Origin of the sequence: Sphingomonas metalli (genome assembly GCF_014641735.1) — a bacterium.
In the GTDB taxonomy this organism is placed as follows: domain Bacteria; phylum Pseudomonadota; class Alphaproteobacteria; order Sphingomonadales; family Sphingomonadaceae; genus Sphingomonas; species Sphingomonas metalli.
The window spans coordinates 763,439-780,810 of the sequence record NZ_BMIH01000002.1 but is presented as its reverse complement, the minus strand read 5'-3'; the positions used below and the strand labels follow the sequence as shown (position 1 = coordinate 780,810).

Sequence of the window (17,372 nt, the reverse complement as noted above, 5' to 3'; positions counted from 1 at the left end):
GCGGGCGCGTGCTCGAGCTCTTCGTCTCGTCGCTGATCACCTTCTTCGTGGTGATCGACCCGCCGGGTTGCGCGCCGATCTATGCCGGCCTGTCGGCGGGAACCACCCCGGCGCATCGCCGCGCGATGGCGGTGCGCGCGGTGCTGGTCGCCGCCGCGATCCTCCTCGTCTTCGCGCTGTTCGGCGAGAGCCTGCTCAAGGGGCTGGGGATCGAGCTCGCCAGCTTCCGCATCGCGGGCGGGATCATGCTGTTCCTGATCGCGCTGGAGATGGTGTTCGAGAAACGCACCCAGCGCCGCGAGGACCGCGCCGCCAAGATCGCCGAACATCCCGAGGAGGCGGAGGACGTCTCGATCTTCCCCATGGCGATGCCGATGATCGCCGGGCCGGGCTCGATCGCGTCGGTGATGCTGCTGATGAGCCGCAACGACGGGCTGGAACGGTCGCTGGTGGTGCTGGCCGCTCTGGCGACGATCCTGGCGCTGACCCTGGTCGCGCTGCTCGCGGCGGGGCCGCTGATGCGGCTGCTGGGGGCGAAGATCGAGGCGGTGATCACGCGGCTTCTGGGCGTGCTGCTGGCGGCGCTGGCGGTGCAGTTCGTGATCGACGGGGTCGAGGTGGCGTTGCGGTAGAGGAGGCCGCTTCCGTCCGAGCCCCGGCTAACACCCGCCGTCATTCCCGCGACGGGAAGACCTTTGCGAAAGTCGCGACGTCGCCATCTCCAATGGTCATCCCGGACTTGTTCCGGGATCCACCGCTCCGCAGAAGCAAGGGCTTGTGCATTTGCGGCACCGTAGATGCCGGAACAAGTCCGGCATGACGGGGCGGCTTTCGCAGAAGTTTCGCGAAGGCGGGGGTCCAGAGACGCTGACGTTGCGCCTCCTTACGCCGACCTGCGCGTCTGGATTCCCGCCTTCGCGGGGATGACGGACGTAAGAGCGGCTCAGGAGATCCGGTACAGTCGATAGGGCGACTTGGCGGGCAGAGGCAGCGGCGTCAGCCAGTCGTACTTCATGCCGTGCGCCATCCGGTCGTAGAAGCCTCCGGGATTGCGGCTGCGGTAGATGGTCGATTCCGCCATGTTGGGGCAGAGCAGCAGCAGCGTCGCGCCGTGGCGCTTCATGATCGCGCGGGCCTGTTCGGGCGAGCGGCTGAAGGCGTGCTGGACGTCGAGGATCGCCGCGCCGTTGCGGTGATAGGGGCCGGCGATCGCGCGGTGGTGGGTGACGGTGATGAGCCGCGGGCCGAGGTCGACGAAGGTGAAGACGGTCGCCGCCGGATAGCGGTTGAGCGTCATCAGGCGCGAGGTGCGCATGCACTCGCCCGTCGCGGCGTTGACGCGGCGCGTATAGGCGCTGGGCGGGTCGATATGGAGCCACTGGATCGCCAGCGTCGCGAACGATCCGGACACGATCACGAAGGCGAGCACCGCGCCGATCACCCGCACCGGCATCAGCCGGTGGCCGAGGATCCACGGAAAGGCGATCGCCGCCAGCGCCACCGCGCCCGGTATGGCGAGGAGCTGCGCCGCTGGTCCCGCGCGGGTCTGCCAGGCCAGCATCGCGGTGGCGAAGGCGGTGAACAGCGCCACCGCCGCCCAGCCGACCGCCCATGGGCCGCGTCGCGCGCGCCAGGCGGCGACCAGCGCGCCGATCAGGCCGACCACCGGCAGCGTCACGATCGGGAAGGCAACGCGGAAGGGATGGGCATAGACGGGCTTGGCCTCGCGCACATTGTCGAGCCAGGTACGGGCGAGTTCGGGCGAGACCTGCTCGGGCCGGCCGAGGCATTGCGGGAAGAAGCTGGCGAAGCCGATCGCGATTCCCGCGCCGACCGCTACCGCCAGCGCCAGCCGCACGATCACCGCACGCGGCGACAGGAAGGCGAGGATGTAGAGCGCCACGCCCGCCGCGACGACGACCGCCAGCCAGACGGGGGTGAAGGCGTCGCAGCGCAGCGCCCAGTTGGCGGTCGAGGAAAAGGCAGCAAAGGCCGCCGCCCCGCCCAGTCCCAGGCTAACCGCATAGGCGTCGAGCCGTCGTTCCTCGCCCGCATCCCACACCCAGCGCAGGGTCAGGATGACGCCCGCCATCGCGATATAGGGCAGCATCTCCAGCCCGATCGCGAGCGAGACGACGCTGGCGAGCCCCACCAGCGCGCCGCCGCGGGGCCCGCGCGGATCGCACAGCCCGGCGACCGTCACCGCCAGGCAGGCCAGCTGCCAGCCATGATGATCGATGCGCAGCGGCATGAACATCGACATGGTCTGCGCGGCGCCGACCAGCAGGAACAGGACCGCGACCGGCCACCAGGCGAGCCCGACCAGCCGTCGCACCGTCGTGCCGAGCGCGACCAGCGCGACCCCCAGCGGCAGCAGGGGGGCGATGCCGCAGGCCAGCCGCTCGGCCATCGCCGGCGTAGTGAACTGGCGGAACAGCAGGATCAGCCCGGCGATCGGGAGGTCGACGATACGGCTCCAATGGATGTCGAACCCTGCGGGCGGGTTCATCCGGTATTGGCGCAGATCGTACCAGTCCTGCCCGGCGAGCAGCCCGCGCACCTGCATCAGCCGCATATTGTCGTCGGTATCGCCGAGCGACAGCCAGCGGATTCCGGTCCAGCGATCCCAGACGAACCAGCCGGCGATGGCGAGCCAGGCGAGCAGCATCAGCGCCAGCCAGTGCCGCTCGAGCGGCAGGCGCAGCGCCGGGGGCAGGTCGCGCGGCAGGCCGGCATGGGGCCCGGGCGCGGCGTCTTCCGGCTTCGCCTCGCCCCCGTCGGCCGCGCGCTGGTCGATGTCGATCAAAAGGCTTTCCCCTCGCGCAGGCGCGCTCTACATCCCGCCCGCTCTAGAGCGGGCGGCGTAAAGAACAAGCGGGTGACGGGCGCGTGGCGATGACGGCAAGGATCAGGGCGTTGCGCGACAACGAGGTGCTGGGGCAGCTGGTCCGCTTCGGCATCGCCGGCGGCATCACCACCGCGCTCTACACGATCGTCTACTCGCCGCTCGCCGCGCACCGCATCACCTCCGAACAGGTGGCGAACCTGATCGGCTATCTGGTCGCCATGGCCTCGGGCTATGTGATTCACAGCCGCTGGAGCTTCCGCGGCCATGGCGCCGATGCGCGCCAGACGACGATCCGCTTCTTCCTCGTCTCGCTGGTCAGCTATGCGCTCAACAGCCTGTGGGTCTGGGTGCTGACCGGCGACGCGATGCTGGCCGGCCCGTGGTGGTGGCCGCTGCTCCCGGTGCTGTTCGTCACGCCGCTCATCATCTTCGCTCTCAACCGCCTGTGGGTGTTCGCCTGAACCATGGATCGCATCGTCTATGACCGCATGGCCGCGCACGACTCGACCCATTGGTGGTACCGGGCGCGGCGCGACATCCTGGCCGACTATCTGACCCGCTATGCGGCGCTGCCGGCCGAGGCGCGCATCCTGGAGATCGGCTGCGGCACCGGGCACAACCTGCCGATGCTGGCGCGGTTCGGCACGGTCGAGGCGATCGAGATCGATCCGGCCGCGCGGGCCATCGCCGGCGAGCGGCTGGGCCGGCCGGTCGGGGACGCGCCGCTGCCCGCACTGCCGGGGGTGGAGCGCGGCGCCTATGACCTCGTCGCGGTGCTCGACGTGGTCGAGCATATCGAGGACGACGTGGCCGCGCTGGCGGCGATGAAGACGCTGCTGGCGCCGAACGGCAAGATCCTGATCGCGGTGCCCGCGCACCAATGGATGTGGAGCGCGCACGACGTGGTGAACCATCACCACCGCCGCTATTCCAAGACGACCCTCGGCCGCGCCATCGCGGCGGCCGGGCTGAGGGCGGAGCGGATGAGCTGGTTCAACAGCCTGCTCTTCCCGCTCGCCGCGGGCGCGCGGATCGCCGGGCGGCTGACCGGCCGCGACGACAGCGACGATTCGCCGCCCCCGCCCGCGATCAATTCACTGTTCGAGACGATCTTCCGTCTGGAACGCCATCTGGTCGGCCGGGTACCGCTGGGCCCCGGCGTGTCGATCGTCACGCTCGCCCATCCCGACTGATGCCGGCGCCGCCGCGCTGAAGCCCAGGGTCGCGCGGCCCTGCACCGGGCCGGCCACGTCGGCGACGAGATAGAGCGGACGCCGCTTGGACTCGATGTAGAGGCGGCCGAGATATTCGCCGATCATCCCCAGCACGAACATCTGCACCGCGCCCAGCACCACGGTGACCAGCATCGTCGAGGTCCAGCCCTGCACCGCCGAGCCGGACAGCCAGCCGGCGGCGATATAGAGGATCAGCAGCAGCGACACGCCGGTCAGCGCCAGCCCGACATGGCTGGCGAAGCGGAGCGGCGCGGTGGAGAAGCCGGTCACCGCGTCGAAGGCGAGGCGGACCATCTTGCCGAGCGGATAATGCGTCTCTCCCGCATGGCGCTCGGCCCGGTCATAGGGGAAGGGCACCTGGCGGAAACCGATCCACGCGACCATGCCGCGGATGAAGCGCGCCTGTTCGGGCAGCGACAGCAGCGCGTCGAGCGCGCGCCGGCTCATCAGCCGGAAATCGCCCGTGTCGAGCGGGATGGGCGTGTCGGTGACGCGGTCGAGCACGCGGTAGAAGGCGGCGGCGGTCGCCTTCTTGAAGATCGTCTCCCCCTCGCGTCGGCGGCGGACGGCATAGACGACGTCTGCCTGCTGCTCCGCCATGGTGCGGCGCATGTCGGCGAGCAGCTCGGGCGGGTCCTGCAGGTCGGCGTCGATGATCAGGATCTGCTCGCCCGCGCACAGGTCGAGCCCCGCGGTCAGCGCGAGCTGGTGGCCGTGGTTGCGCGACAGGTTGATCGCCACCACCCGCGGATCGGCGGCGGCGATCCGCTGCATCACCGCCCAGCTGTCGTCGCGCGAGCCGTCATTGACCAGCACGATCTCGTGATCCTCGCCCACCGCGGTGCGCGCCGCGGCGGCGACGCGATCGTGGAGCATGTCGAGGCAGGCGGCCTCGTTATAGCACGGGATCACGACGGAGAGCGCGGGACGATGCATCGCCCGGCTATAGCGGCCGGGGCGGCGGGTGTCATGGGGCGGTAGGTGGCGATGCCCGGATCACCCCTCGGTTACAGAGAATCCCTGCCCGACCTGTCCGTCATCCCCGCGAAGGCGGGGATCCAGACGCGCGGGAGGGTTCCGCATCATCCGCAAAGGTCAGGGGTTCTGGATCCCCGCCTTCGCGGGGATGACGAAGAGAAAGGCGGGCACAGGGCTTTCGCAACGATCCCCTGAAGGGGAGGGGCGAGGGATGAATCACCCGCTCACCACCAGCTTCACCAGCATCCCCGGCCGGAGCGGCGCGTCGGGGCCGAGGCCGTTGAGGGTCAGGAAGCGTTCGCGCTTCAGGTCGGGATAGGCCATGCGCGCGGCGAGCCGGTCGATCGTGTCGCCGGCGGTGACGCTGTGGATGCGGATCACCTTGCCGCGGATCGCATTCGCCTCTGCCGCGGTCAGCGGGGCGACGCTGTCGAGCAGGGGCGCGAAGGGGCCGACGCCGCTGCCGGCCGGGGTCACCAGCGTGAAGGTGTAGACGGCGGACGGGAACTTGTATGCCACCACCGTCGCGTCGACCGCCTGGTTGTTCACGGCGGCGCGGACGGTCTGGGTCGCATAGGGGATGCCGTTGGTCGCGCCGGTGCGCACCTCGCCGGACGGGCTCGCGCCCAGCGCGCGGAAGCGGGCGGCGACTCCGGCCTCGGCGCTGGCGGCGGCGATCGTCTGGAATTGCGCCTGGCCGCCATTGCCCAGCACCGTCACCGCATCGTCGCCATTGGCGATGCGGTAGCCCGACGGCGCGGTGAAGCGCACGCGCAGACCGGGATGGCGGAAGGTCTGGCCGTCGACGATCCCCTGCTGCGGATCGTCGTCATAGGGCAGGCCGTCGAGCATGCGGAGGAAGGCGACGTCCTGCGCCGGCGCGGGTTCCGGCCGGCCGGTCGCCGCGGCGAGCTTCTCGGCGCGGGCGACGCGATCCTGGCTGTTGGGATGGGTCGAGGCCCAGGTCGGCACCGCATTGGCGTCCTTCCCCGACGCTCGGGAGGCAAGGCCGGTCGAGGCGTCGAGCGCGCTCAGCATGTCGGCGGCGGCATAGGGATTGTAGCCGGCGGCGGTGATGTAGCGCACGCCGAGCGCATCGGCCTGATATTCCTGATCGCGGCCGTATTTGAGTGTGTAGAGCTGCGCGCCGGTGCCGGCGAGCTGGCCGACGACGTTGCTGCCGGTCAAGAGCCCCGCGCCCGCCGCGAGGATCGATCCGATCGTCGAGCGCGTCTGCCGCCCCTGCGAGTGGCGGGCGGCGACATGCCCGACCTCGTGCCCCAGCACCGAGGCGAGTTCGGCTTCCGAATTCATCAGCGCGAGGAGCTGGCGGGTGACGTAGATATAGCCGCCGGGGATGGCGAAGGCATTCTCGACCGAGGAGTTGAGCGTCGTGACGACGAAATCGCCCTGCGCGTTCGACAGGCCCGACTGGACCGCGACGCGCTTGCCGACCCGCTCGACATAGGTCGCCTGCGGCCCGGTGTAGCGGCCGCCATATTGGGCGACGAGCTGCGGATTGGCGGCCGCGCCCTGCTGCTTGTCCCCGGCGGAGATGGCGCGGACGCGATCCTGCGCGGCGAGCGGCGCGGTGACGAGGCTCGCGGCGAGAAGGCCGGCGGCAAGGCGGTGGTGCATGGCGATGGTCCCCTTTGACCCCGGATGAAAGCACCGATCCGGCCGCGGTTCCATCCCGATCCCCGGCTTCGCCCGTCGGCGTGCCACGACGGCGCAGCGCGGGATCGCGGTCAGGTCCGCTCCACCGAATTCACCGCATCGAGCGCGCGCAGCGCGGCAAGGAGGCGCATCAGCTGCTGGACGTCGTGCACCTCGACATCGATCGTATTGGTGTGGAAGCGCGTGTCGCGCGTGTCGAGGCGCAGGTTGATGATGTTGGCGCGGTGCTGGCCGATCACCGTCGCCAGCACGCCGAGCACGCCGGGCTCGTTCTTCACCGTGACCTGGATGCGCGCGACCGCGCCGTCGGTGGCGTCGCCCCAGGAGACGTCGACCCAGTCGGTCTCCTCGTCGCTGCGGTCGGCCAGTTCGGCCAGCGTCGCGCAGTCGATCGCATGGACCTCGATCCCCGCATCGGGGCGGCGCAGCCCGACGATGCGGTCGCCCGGCACGGGATGGCAGCATTGCGCCAGCTCATAGGCGACGCCGGGGGTCAGCCCCTTGATCGACAGGGCGTTGGACTGGGGCGCCTCCGCGGCGATGTCCGCCCCGGCGGAGCCGGGCATCAGCGCCTCCATCACCGCCGCATCGGACAGGGTGCGGCGCGCGATCGCGATCATCAGCGCCGCCTCGTCGGGCAGCTTCAGCCGCTTGAGGGCGTGGCCGAGCGCATCCGCGCCGAGCTGCGCGGGCAGGCGGTGGACGAGCTGGTCGTAGAGCTTGCGGCCGAGCGCGATCTGCTCGGCGCGTTCGGTGTGGCGCAGGTGACGGCGGATCGCGGCCAGCGCCTTGCCGGTGACCGCGACGTTGAGCCAGGCGGCCTGCGGCGTCTGCCCGGCGGAGCGCAGGATCTGCACCTGATCGCCATTCTCGATCACCGTCGACAGCGGCACCACGCCGCCGTTGATCTTCGCGCCCACCGCCTGATCGCCCAGATCGGTATGGACGGCATAGGCGAAGTCGACCGGCGTCGCGCCCTTGGGCAGCTGGATCAGCTCGCCCTTGGGGGTGAAGGCGAAGATCCGGTCCTGATACATCGCCATGCGGGTATGTTCGAGCAGCTCCTCGGGGCTGTCGGCGGTGTCGAGGATCTCGACCAGGTCGCGGATCCAGCTGACCTGCGTGTCGGGCTGCGTGCCCTGCTTGTACGACCAGTGGGCGGCGAGGCCGAAATCGGCCTCCGCATGCATCTTGGCGGTGCGGATCTGGATCTCGATCCGGGTCTGCTCGGCGGTCAGCACCGTGGTGTGAAGCGAGCGATAGCCGTTGCGCTTCGGCGTCGAAATATAATCCTTGAACCGCCCCGGCACCATCGGCCAGCGACGATGGATGATGCCGAGCGCGCGGTAGCAATCCTCCTCGGTCGGCACGATCGCGCGGAATGCCATCACGTCGGACAGCTGCTCGAAGCTGATGTGCCGCTCGTTCATCTTGCGGAAGATCGAATAGGGGTGCTTCTCGCGCCCCGACACCTCCGCCTCCAGCCCGCTGCGCGACAGCAGCAGCTTCAGCCCGGAGGCGATCCGCGCGATCCGATCGCCGCCGCCCTGTTTCAGCTGCTCCAGCCGGCGGGTGATCGATTCATACGCCTCGGGCTCGAGCTGCTGGAAGGCGAGCGTCTGCATCTCCTTCATGAACTCGTACATGCCGATCCGCTCGGCGAGCGGGGCGTAGATGTCCATCGTCTCGCGCGCGATCCGCCGCCGCTTCTCGGGCTTGGCGATATGGTGGAGCGTGCGCATGTTGTGCAGCCGGTCGGCGAGCTTCACCAGCAGCACGCGGATGTCGCCCGACATGGCGAGCAGGAACTTGCGCAGATTCTCCGCCGCGCGCTCGTTCTCGGTCTGCGCCTCGATCTTCGACAGCTTGGTGACGCCGTCGACCAGCCGCGCGACATTGGGGCCGAAGATCCGCTCGATCTCGTCGAAGGTCGCGACCGTATCCTCGATCGTGTCGTGCAGGATCGCGGTCGCGATCGTCTCGTCGTCGAGCTGCAGGTCGGTCAGGATGCCCGCCACCTCGATCGGATGGCTGAAATAGGGATCGCCCGAGGCGCGCTTCTGGCTGCCGTGGGCGTGCATCGAAAAGACATAGGCGCGATTCAGCAGCGCCTCGTCGGCCTCCGGGTCATAGTCGAGGACCCGATCCACCAGTTCATATTGCCGCAGCACAGCACGATAGATGGCGGCTCTCCTGCCCCTTTGGCAACCATATTGATCCGATGGGAATAGATGGCGCAGTCGATTACGGGGTGGATCATGGGGCCGATGACGGCGGCGGCACCCCGTCCTGCCCCTCCATCCCGTCGCGCGGACCCATGACGAAGCGCACCCGCTCGATACAGCCGACCGCACCGCGATCGGACGGCGGCTTGCGCGCGGAGCGGATCACCTGCTCGGCCTGCTGGCCGAACGTGTCGGCCGGCTCGCTGGCCAGGACCCGGATATTGCCGGGCTCTCCCCAGGGCGCGACGTCATAGGCGACGATCGCCCAGCCTTCGATCCCGCGCCGCTGGAAGGCCGAGGGATAGGTGAGCACCGGCGGCCGCTGCCAGGCGCTGTCCACCGGACAGGTGGCGCCGGCGGGACGGAGGCTCTCGGGATCGGGGCCGTCCGGGGCGGGCAGGGGCAGGGCGGCGCGCCAGAAGGGATTGAGACAGCCTGTTCGCCGGCCGGCGACGAAGCGCCAGTTCCTCATCGCCTTGCCGGCGGCGGCGTTCAGCGCGCCATTGCCGGTGCTGTACAGCGTCTGCACTTCGCGGGGGCGGCCGCGGGCATCGATGTCATGCCCCAGCAGCACCCAGTCGCGGACTCCCGGCGTACCCGGCAGCGTGCGGAACTCCGGCGAGACGCGGACGAGGATCTCGGGCGGCCGCCGGCAGTCGCTTCCGGCCGGGCTAAGCCGCGCCCAGCCGGCCTCGGGCAAGGGCCCCGACTCGGGCGCGAGGCTGTAGGAGACGATGTCCGCGACCGGCGCGTCGGCGAGCGGGGTGATCGCCTGGCGGTAGCGGATCTCGCATCCCGTCCGCGGCGCGCCCGACGCGAAGCGGCTCGCGGCGAGCGAGGGGGCGATGTCCTGCGACGGATAGGTGTTGCGCGCCGACTTGGTATCGATCGACAGCGGCCGGCCCTCGGCGTCGATGCGGAAGCGGACCGTCACGGACTCGGCCACGGGCATGCGCGACCAGCCCAGCGTGGTGAGCGGGCGGCGCATCGTCACCGGCTGCACCGCCGTCCCGTCGCAGAGCACCTCGCCGGGAAGCCAGGCGACGAGCGGTCGCTCGCCATCGACGGGCGGCGGCGGCGGAATGGATGCACCGAGGAGGAGCAGCGAAGCGAGGGTCGCGATGGCCATGCGGGCAGGATGCGCGCCCGATGTGACCGCTGCAAGTCACTCGGGCGCAAGCATTATCTCACGCCGCGGGCAGGGGATCGGCAACCGGTTCGGGAGCGGCTTCCGGCTCCGCGGTGCGATGGCCCCAGCGGACCAGCGACCAGGCGCGCTCGTGGAAATAGAACAGCGCGATCTTGGTGATCACCTCGGTGCCCGCGATCGCGCCGGCGATATGCGCGTTGCCGGAGAAGAACAGGCCGAGGATGAAGGTGTCGATCGATCCCACGGTGCGCCACGACACCGCCTTGACGAAGGACCGGGGATGGCTCTCCAGGCCGTTGAACAGGAACATCGTCGGGCATCCTTCCGCCAGTCGGCACTCCGACCGATCCTATCGCCCCGCCGCCCCCGCCGCGAGCAAGAGCAACGATGCCACCGCCAAGTTTAACCTCTTCATCGAACGGCTCAGCCCGAGTTGCGCAGCGCCGTCGCGATCGCGTTGATCGAGAGGAGGATGCCCTCGCCGATCCGCGGATCGTCCTCGCCGGCGCGGTGACGCTTCATCAGCTCGATCTGGAGGAGGTTGAGCGGCTCGATATAGGGCAGGCGGAGCCGGATCGACGCCTCCAGCGCCGGATGCTTCTCGAGCAGCCGCGACTGGCGGGTCACGGCGAGCAGCCCGTCATGCGTCTGCTGCCAGCCGTCGCGGATCCGGTCGAAAAAGGGGCAGAGGTCGCGATCGACCAGCGTCGCGTAGCGCGCGGCGATCGCCATGTCGGACTTGGCGAGGACCATTTCCATATTGGCCAGCGTCGCCGCGAAGAGCGGCCAGCCCTCCGCCATCTCGGCGAGCAGGCCCTTGTCCGGAAAGGCGGCGATCGCCTGGCCGACGCCGTACCAGCCCGGCAGCATCACCCGCGCCTGCGCCCAGCTGAACACCCAGGGGATGGCGCGCAGATCCTCGATCCGGTCGGACTTGGTGCGGCTGGCGGGACGGCTGCCGATCTTGAGGTTCGCGATCTCGGCGATCGGCGTCATCTGACGGAAGAAGCTGCGGAACGCGTCGTCGCCATAGACGAGGTCGCGATAGGCGTGGAACGCCTCGCCCGACAGCGCGTCCATCGCCGCAGCGAAGGCGGCATTCTCGGCATCGGAGAGGCGCGCCGGCTCCAGGCTGGCGAGCAGGGCGGCCGAGGCCATGGCCTCCAGATTGGTCGCCGCGCCCTCGCGCGTGCCGTATTTGGCGGCGATCACCTCGCCCTGTTCGGTGATGCGGATGCGGCCCTGCACGGTGCCGGGCGGCTGCGCCCGGATCGCCGCGAAGGCGGAGCCGCCACCGCGCCCGACCGCACCGCCGCGGCCGTGGAACAGCTGCAGGCCCACGCCCGCCTCCGCGAACACGGGCGCGAGCGCGGTCGATCCCTTGGACAGGCCCCAGGTGGAGGTGAGATAGCCGCCGTCCTTGTTCGAATCCGAATAGCCGATCATCACTTCCTGATGCCCGCGCGCGCGGGCGATCGCGGCGATCTCCGGCATCGCCAGCCAGGCGCGCATGATCGCGGGCGCGGCATCGAGATCCTCGATCGTCTCGAACAGCGGGACCGCCATGATCGCCGCCTGCGGGTCCGGGCCGGGGCGGTAGAGGCCGGCTTCCTTGAGCAGCAGATTGACCTCGAGCAGGTCGGAGACCGACTTGGTCATCGAGACGATATAGACGCGGATGGCGGCCGCGCCGTAGCGGGCATGCGCCTCCGCCGCCGCCTCGACGATCGCCAGCTCCGAGGCGGTCTCGTCCGAATAGGCGTGGAAGCGGCTGACGAGCGGGCGCGCATTGGCGAGCTCGCGGCGAAGGAGGGCGATCCGCGCCTCCTCGTCGAGCGCGATATAGTCGCTCTCGACACCCGCGACCTGAAGCAGCTCGGCGACCACGCGCTCGTGCACCGCCGAGTTCTGGCGCAGGTCGAGCGTGGCGAGGTGGAAGCCGAAGACATCGACCGCGCGGATCAGCCGGCCGAGCGCGCCGCTCGACCCCAGCGTCCCGCCGCCGCCTGCCGCCAGCCCGCGCGCGATGGTGACGAGGTCGGCCCGCAAGGCCTGCGGATCGGGATAGGGCTCGCCGGTCAGGCGGCCGGGCCGCGGGGCAGGCTTGCCGGTCAGCGCCTGATGGGTCGCGGCGAGGCGCGCATAGATGCCCGACAGGGCGCGGCGGAAGGGCTCGTCGCTGCGGCTCCCCGCCGCGTCGCCGCTCGCCGCCGCCAGCGCCTCGACCGCGGGATCGATCGGGGTGCGGACCGAGGAGATGGACAGCTCCGCCCCCAGCGCATGAACGGTGTCGCAATAATGGCCGATCGCCGCCTCGGCCGCGCGCGACAGCGCCAGTCGCAACGAGGCCGCGGTGACATTCGGGTTGCCGTCGCGGTCGCCGCCGATCCAGCTGCCGGGCCGCAGGAAGCTCGGCACCCGCCGTCCCATCGCCCGGTCCCAGCGCTGGTAGAGAGCGGGGATGGCGGGCAGAAAGACGTCGCGGAAATAGGAGAGGGCAGTCTCCACCTCGTCCGCCACGCCCAGCCGCTCGCGGCGCAGCGCGCGCGTCTGCCACAGCAGCGCGATCTGGCGCTTGATCGCCTCGTCCACCGCATCGCCATCGGCGGTCTCGGTGCGGCCGGCATCGCGATCGGCCATCAGCGCAGCGATGCGGTTGCGGTGGTCGATCATGCTCTTGCGCCGCACCTCGGTCGGGTGGGCGGTGAGCACCGGCGCGACCAGCGCATGGTCGAGCAGCGCCAGCACCCGCTCGCGGTCGATCCCCTCGCCCGCCAGCCGGTCGAGCGCGGCGGCGAGGTCCGCCCCCTCCTCGGCGGCGATCCCCTGCCGGTCCTCGGCCATGTTGGCGAGCATCGAGAAGAGCATGAAGCCGCGGACGAAGTCGATCGTCTCGTCCAGCCCCAGCTTTTCGAGCTGGAGATCGACCGTGGCATGGTCGCCGCCGTCGCGATGCCGCTCCACCGAGGCGCGGCGGATCGTCTCGGTCGCCTCGAACAGCGCCGCCCCGCCATAGTCGCGGATCACCTCGCCGAGCAGCGCGCCGAGAAAGCGGACATCGGGATTGTTGGCGATCGGGGGAAGGCTGGCCATGCAACGATGCTGCGCTGCGGCGCAGGCAAGGTCAATGACGATAGGGCGACGACACGACCGGGAAATACGTATGTCCGGGTGGATCGGATACTCTCTTGCTGTTCGTTTGGTTGAACCAGCAATTATCTTGCGGCTCGCTCTCCGGCTCTACGTCATCCTCGCGAAGGCTGGACGTCCTGGCGACGCCCTCTTTCACCCGTCATCCCGGACCTGTTCCGGGATCCACTGGTCGGCGCGGTCAACGGCTCGTGTGTTCGCGGCGCCGTGGATGCCGGAACAAGTCCGGCATGACGGTCTTCGTGCAGCGGTCTCGCCTCCGCATGACCCACGGCTGTGCCGGACGTTCAGGGACACGCCGCGCACCCTCAGCCGGGCGACGCCGCCGAGCCGGCGAGCAGGCCGCCGTCGATATTGATCTCCGTCCCGGTGACATAGGTCGCCTCGTCCGAAGCAAGCATCGCCGCGATCGCCGCGACCTCTTCGGGCCGGCCGAAGCGCTTGAGCGGCGTATCTGCCACCAGCGCCTGCATCCGCGCCGCGCGATCGGGGCCCTCGCCCAGCATCGGCTCCCAGATCGGCGTCAGGATCGCGGCGGGATGGATCGAGTTGCAGCGGATCCCCCAGCCCTGCGCGGCGCAGTAGAGCGCGACGCTCTTGCTGTGGTTGCGGATCGGCGCCTTGGACGAGGCATAGGCCACCGCGCCGGGTATGCCGACCAGCCCCGATCGCGACGAGATGTTGATGATCGAACCCGCCCCCGCCGCCTTCATCGCGCCGATGGCATAGCGACAGCCGAGGAAGGTGCCGTCCAGATTGACGCGGTGCACCGCCCGCCAGTCCGCCAGGCTGGCATGTTCGGGATCGTGCGGCACCATGCCGCCCTCGAACCCCGTGACGCCGGCATTGTTGACGACGACGTCCGCGACCGGAACGACCTGCGCGAGCCGCAGCCAGCCGGCCTCCTCGCCCACGTCGAGCGGCTCGAAGCGGCAGCCGAGGCCGTCGGCCGCGGCGATGCCGGCGGTCTCGTCGATGTCGGTCAGGACGACCGTCGCGCCTTCGGCAAGGAAGCGGGCGGCGATGGCGTGGCCGATGCCGCGCGCCGCACCGGTGACGACGCAAATCTTGTTCTGCAGTCTTTGCATGGTGATCTCGCAACAGGAGGTCGCACGGCGGATGGACCCGCCGGCTCTGCGTTCGCCAGGTAAGATGGCGTGAGGCCGACCCGACTGCGCTCAGCCCGAACGGGTCAGAGCGAGGTCATGCCGCCTTGACGCTGCTGCTGGACCATGACTGCGAACTCCCGTGGTGCGGCGATCCTATCGGCAACCGCCGGGATCCTCAACGAGGCTACTTCGCCGGCTGCGCCTGTTGCCGCGCCATCGCCGTGCGGCGCTCCTCCGAGGTGACGGTGCCGTCCTGGTTCAGGTCCATCCGGTCGAACCGGGCCAGCATCCCCTCCGACCATTCGCTTTCGGTGATCTCGCCATCGCCGTTGCGATCGAGCGCCATCAGCCGCGGCGCCTCCGGCCGAGGCAGCTCGTCGTCGCTGATGATGTCGTCGCCATTGCGGTCCAGCGCCCGGAAGCGGCGGGAGGCCGAGCTGCCGAAATCGAGGCGCGACATCACCGAGGGCGGCTGGAAGCTGGCGGCCCGGGCATCCGCCTCGGCCTGCTTGTCCTTGTCGGAAGTGCCGCACGCCGCCGTTGCCGCCGCCAGCATGGCCGCCACGATCCACAGTCCCGCCTTCATCGTCGCTCCTTAATGGGGATCAAGCCTCCAGCTCAACGTCCCAATAGAGCCAGTCGTGCCATGTCTCATGCAGGTAGTTGGGCGGGAAGGACCGGCCATGCTCCTGCAGATGCCAGTTGGTCGGGCGGATCGGCTCGATGTGCAGCGGCATCCCCGCCTGGCGCGGCGTGCGCCCGCCCTTGCGCAGGTTGCACGGCGCGCAGGCGGTGACGACATTCTCCCACGTCGTCCGCCCGCCCTGGGCGCGCGGCACGACATGGTCGAAGGTCAGGTCGCGGCCATGCCCGCAATATTGGCAGGCGAAGCGGTCGCGCAGGAACAGGTTGAAGCGGGTGAAGGCCGGAAACTGCGACGGCTTCACGAACTGCTTGAGCGCGATCACCGAGGGCAGCTTGAGCGACACGGTGGCGCTGCGCACCTCCCGCTCATAATGGGCGACGATGTCGACGCGGTCGAGGAACACCGCCTTGACCGCGGTCTGCCACGGCCACAGGCTCAATGGATAATAGGACAGCGGCGTATAGTCGGCGTTGAGAACAAGCGTCGGGCAGCTGTCGGGATGTCGGATCAGGTCGGGATGAAACACACGCTCCCCCAATCATGGCCGGAAGCCCCAAGGTCTCCCGAGAGGCTGGCGAAGCCCTTGTCGCGCATCGGCGTGACGACTGCATGACAGCACGAGGCGCGATTCGTGGTCAAGCCTTAACGGGACCGGGTGCGGCGGTGGTCAGCCGGTTCGCGCCGAGCCCGACCGGGCGGCTGCATCTGGGCCATGGCTGGTCGGCGATCCTCGCCCATGATCTGGCCGCCGCCGCCGGCGGCCGGTTCCTGCTGCGGATCGAGGATATCGACGGCGCGCGCAGCCGGGCGGAGCATGTCGCGGGCATCGGCGAGGATCTGCGCTGGCTGGGGCTCGACTGGGAGGGACCGGTCTTCCAGTCGCAGCGGCTGGCGCTCTACGACGCCGCGCTCGGTCGATTGCGGGCGATGGGGCTCGTCTATCGCTGCTTCTGCACCCGCGCGGAGATCGCCGCCAGCCTGTCCGCCCCGCATGGACCCCAGCCCGCCTATCCCGGCACCTGCCGGCGGCTTTCGGCCGAGGAGGCGGAGGCCCGCGCCGCGGCCCCGCATTGCTGGCGCCTCGACATGGCGGCGGCGCTGGCGCGGGCGGGCGGCGACCTGATCTGGCACGACGCGGCCGCCGGGCCGGTCCGCGCCGATCCCGCGCCGCAGGGCGACATCGTTATCGCGCGCAAGGACGCCCCCGCCAGCTATCATCTCGCCGCGACGGTCGACGATGCGGAGCAGGGCGTCACCGACGTGGTGCGCGGAGTGGACCTGTTCGAGGCGACGCATGTCCACCGGCTGCTCCAAGCGCTGCTCGACCTGCCGACGCCGCGCTACCACCACCACCGGCTGATCCTCGACGCGACCGGACAGCGGCTCGCCAAGCGGCGCGGCAGCCCCTCGCTCGCCGATCTGCGCGCGGCCGGCGCCGACGGCGCGACGCTCGCCGAAGGGCTGCGCGCGGGGCGTCTGCCCACTAGTTTTTCCTGGCCGAATTCCTAGATTGGTCGCCATGAACACCTTTCTCGTCATCCTGCTGATCGCCGCGATGATCGCGACGGTCGTTGCGCTGGTCCGCGGCATCATCGCCTTCCTCCAGGAATCGACGGCGGAGGTGAAAGGCGAGGGGCCGAGCAAGGCGGCGCTCAAGTCCAACCGGATGATGCAGCAGCGCATCTTCTTCCAGGCCGGCGCGATCCTGATCGTCGTCCTGATCCTGTTCATGGCGGGCCGCACCTGATCCCCGGGCGCGCCGGCCGATGGTCCGCCTGACCCGCATCTACACGCGTACCGGCGACGACGGCACGACCGGCCTGGTCGACGGGTCGCGCGTGTCGAAGGCCGATGGCCGCATGGCCGCGATCGGCGATGTGGACGAGCTCAACTCGGCGATCGGCGTGGCGATCGCCCAGCTGCCGGCCGGCCCGCTGCGCGACGAGCTGCTGACGATCCAGAACGATCTGTTCGATTGCGGCGCCGATCTCGCGACCCCGGGCGACGACCCGCAGGCGCTGCGTATCGTGCCTGCGCAGGTCGCCCAGCTGGAACGCGCGATCGACACGCTCAACGACGATCTGGCGCCGCTTCGCAGCTTCATCCTGCCCGGCGGCAGCGCCGCGGCGGCGGCGATCCATCTCGCCCGCGCCATCGCCCGCCGCGCCGAACGCGCGCTGGTGGCCGCCGCGGCGGGTGCCGCGATCAATCCTGAAGCATTATCCTACATCAACAGACTCTCGGATTTCCTGTTCGTCGCGGCCCGCCATGTGAACCAAAGCGGCGAGGGTGACGTTCTTTGGGTTCCGGGAGCATCGCGCTGAGCCGTCCCGCTCCGCTCGACGACCATAGGA

At 69.9% G+C, this 17,372-nt stretch carries 16 protein-coding genes; 6 read left to right on the top strand and 10 right to left on the bottom strand.

Annotated elements, in window-relative coordinates:
* Positions 1-8: 8 nt before the first annotated feature.
* The gene (locus tag IEX18_RS09705) at positions 9-632 is read left to right on the top strand and encodes a MarC family protein (RefSeq protein WP_188658537.1); all 624 of its coding nucleotides are present in this window, start codon (positions 9-11) and stop codon (positions 630-632) included.
* Between the two features lie 311 nt (positions 633-943).
* Here IEX18_RS09705 and IEX18_RS09700 read toward each other — a convergent pair whose 3' ends face one another.
* A complete protein-coding gene (locus tag IEX18_RS09700; RefSeq protein ID WP_188658683.1) occupies positions 944-2,668 on the bottom strand; it encodes an AcrB/AcrD/AcrF family protein in 1,725 nt (574 codons plus the stop codon).
* A 248-nt stretch (positions 2,669-2,916) separates the two neighbouring features.
* Between IEX18_RS09700 and IEX18_RS09695 the strand changes: the two genes are divergently transcribed.
* Together IEX18_RS09695 and IEX18_RS09690 are read left to right on the top strand one after the other, a co-directional pair.
* On the top strand, positions 2,917-3,309 hold the full coding sequence (locus IEX18_RS09695) for a GtrA family protein (RefSeq protein WP_229664483.1): 393 nt from the start codon (positions 2,917-2,919) through the stop codon (positions 3,307-3,309).
* Positions 3,310-3,312: 3 nt separating this feature from the next.
* The gene (locus tag IEX18_RS09690) at positions 3,313-4,041 is read left to right on the top strand and encodes a class I SAM-dependent methyltransferase (RefSeq protein WP_188658535.1); all 729 of its coding nucleotides are present in this window, start codon (positions 3,313-3,315) and stop codon (positions 4,039-4,041) included.
* Here the strand turns inward: IEX18_RS09690 and IEX18_RS09685 are convergent.
* From IEX18_RS09685 to IEX18_RS09645, 9 genes are all read right to left on the bottom strand, one after another.
* A complete protein-coding gene (locus IEX18_RS09685; RefSeq protein ID WP_188658534.1) occupies positions 3,943-5,019 on the bottom strand; it encodes a glycosyltransferase family 2 protein in 1,077 nt (358 codons plus the stop codon). The two genes, IEX18_RS09690 and IEX18_RS09685, sit on opposite strands and share 99 nt — an antisense overlap.
* A gap of 258 nt (positions 5,020-5,277) precedes the next feature.
* Complete coding sequence (locus IEX18_RS09680; RefSeq protein ID WP_188658533.1) at positions 5,278-6,699, bottom strand: M48 family metalloprotease; 1,422 nt, start codon at positions 6,697-6,699, stop codon at positions 5,278-5,280.
* Positions 6,700-6,809: 110 nt separating this feature from the next.
* Positions 6,810-8,909, bottom strand: a complete 2,100-nt coding sequence (locus IEX18_RS09675) for a RelA/SpoT family protein (RefSeq protein WP_188658532.1) — start codon at positions 8,907-8,909, stop codon at positions 6,810-6,812.
* A gap of 85 nt (positions 8,910-8,994) precedes the next feature.
* Positions 8,995-10,092: a TonB family protein gene (locus IEX18_RS09670; RefSeq protein ID WP_188658531.1), complete on the bottom strand. Its 1,098-nt coding sequence runs from the start codon at positions 10,090-10,092 to the stop codon at positions 8,995-8,997.
* A gap of 58 nt (positions 10,093-10,150) precedes the next feature.
* Positions 10,151-10,423, bottom strand: a complete 273-nt coding sequence (locus tag IEX18_RS09665) for a DUF2061 domain-containing protein (RefSeq protein ID WP_188658530.1) — start codon at positions 10,421-10,423, stop codon at positions 10,151-10,153.
* Positions 10,424-10,536: 113 nt separating this feature from the next.
* The gene (ppc, locus tag IEX18_RS09660; RefSeq protein ID WP_188658529.1) at positions 10,537-13,206 is read right to left on the bottom strand and encodes a phosphoenolpyruvate carboxylase; all 2,670 of its coding nucleotides are present in this window, start codon (positions 13,204-13,206) and stop codon (positions 10,537-10,539) included.
* Positions 13,207-13,571: 365 nt separating this feature from the next.
* Positions 13,572-14,351 carry an SDR family oxidoreductase gene (locus tag IEX18_RS09655; RefSeq protein ID WP_188658528.1) on the bottom strand — a complete coding sequence of 260 codons (780 nt, stop codon included), beginning with the start codon at positions 14,349-14,351 and terminating at the stop codon, positions 13,572-13,574.
* A gap of 205 nt (positions 14,352-14,556) precedes the next feature.
* Entirely contained in the window at positions 14,557-14,958 is a 402-nt protein-coding gene (locus IEX18_RS09650) for an EF-hand domain-containing protein (RefSeq protein WP_188658527.1), read from the bottom strand.
* 19 nt (positions 14,959-14,977) lie between these two features.
* The gene (locus IEX18_RS09645; protein WP_188658526.1) at positions 14,978-15,544 is read right to left on the bottom strand and encodes an HNH endonuclease; all 567 of its coding nucleotides are present in this window, start codon (positions 15,542-15,544) and stop codon (positions 14,978-14,980) included.
* Positions 15,545-15,627: 83 nt separating this feature from the next.
* Here IEX18_RS09645 and gluQRS point away from each other — a divergent pair, with 83 nt between their 5' ends.
* From gluQRS to IEX18_RS09630, 3 genes are read left to right on the top strand one after another with little or no spacing between them, the layout of a single operon-like run.
* Positions 15,628-16,527 (top strand): tRNA glutamyl-Q(34) synthetase GluQRS, encoded by a 900-nt coding sequence (gene gluQRS, locus IEX18_RS09640; protein ID WP_188658525.1) that lies wholly within the window; start codon positions 15,628-15,630, stop codon positions 16,525-16,527.
* A gap of 10 nt (positions 16,528-16,537) precedes the next feature.
* A complete protein-coding gene (locus tag IEX18_RS09635) occupies positions 16,538-16,765 on the top strand; it encodes a twin transmembrane helix small protein (RefSeq protein WP_188658524.1) in 228 nt (75 codons plus the stop codon).
* 19 nt (positions 16,766-16,784) lie between these two features.
* Positions 16,785-17,342, top strand: a complete 558-nt coding sequence (locus IEX18_RS09630; protein ID WP_188658523.1) for a cob(I)yrinic acid a,c-diamide adenosyltransferase — start codon at positions 16,785-16,787, stop codon at positions 17,340-17,342.
* Positions 17,343-17,372: the final 30 nt, after the last annotated feature.

Excerpts from the sequence above, each read along its gene's own strand:
- IEX18_RS09700 (WP_188658683.1), bottom strand. The coding sequence starts at position 2,668 with ATGCTGCTCGCCTGGCTCGCCATCGCCGGCTGGTTCGTCTGGGATCGC.
- IEX18_RS09690 (WP_188658535.1), top strand. The coding sequence starts at position 3,313 with ATGGATCGCATCGTCTATGACCGCATGGCCGCGCACGACTCGACCCAT.
- IEX18_RS09685 (WP_188658534.1), bottom strand. The coding sequence starts at position 5,019 with ATGCATCGTCCCGCGCTCTCCGTCGTGATCCCGTGCTATAACGAGGCC.
- IEX18_RS09680 (WP_188658533.1), bottom strand. The coding sequence starts at position 6,699 with ATGCACCACCGCCTTGCCGCCGGCCTTCTCGCCGCGAGCCTCGTCACC.
- IEX18_RS09670 (WP_188658531.1), bottom strand. The coding sequence starts at position 10,092 with ATGGCCATCGCGACCCTCGCTTCGCTGCTCCTCCTCGGTGCATCCATT.
- IEX18_RS09665 (WP_188658530.1), bottom strand. The coding sequence starts at position 10,423 with ATGTTCCTGTTCAACGGCCTGGAGAGCCATCCCCGGTCCTTCGTCAAG.
- ppc (WP_188658529.1), bottom strand. The coding sequence starts at position 13,206 with ATGGCCAGCCTTCCCCCGATCGCCAACAATCCCGATGTCCGCTTTCTC.
- IEX18_RS09655 (WP_188658528.1), bottom strand. The coding sequence starts at position 14,351 with ATGCAAAGACTGCAGAACAAGATTTGCGTCGTCACCGGTGCGGCGCGC.
- IEX18_RS09650 (WP_188658527.1), bottom strand. The coding sequence starts at position 14,958 with ATGAAGGCGGGACTGTGGATCGTGGCGGCCATGCTGGCGGCGGCAACG.
- gluQRS (WP_188658525.1), top strand. The coding sequence starts at position 15,628 with ATGACAGCACGAGGCGCGATTCGTGGTCAAGCCTTAACGGGACCGGGT.
- IEX18_RS09635 (WP_188658524.1), top strand. The coding sequence starts at position 16,538 with ATGAACACCTTTCTCGTCATCCTGCTGATCGCCGCGATGATCGCGACG.
- IEX18_RS09630 (WP_188658523.1), top strand. The coding sequence starts at position 16,785 with ATGGTCCGCCTGACCCGCATCTACACGCGTACCGGCGACGACGGCACG.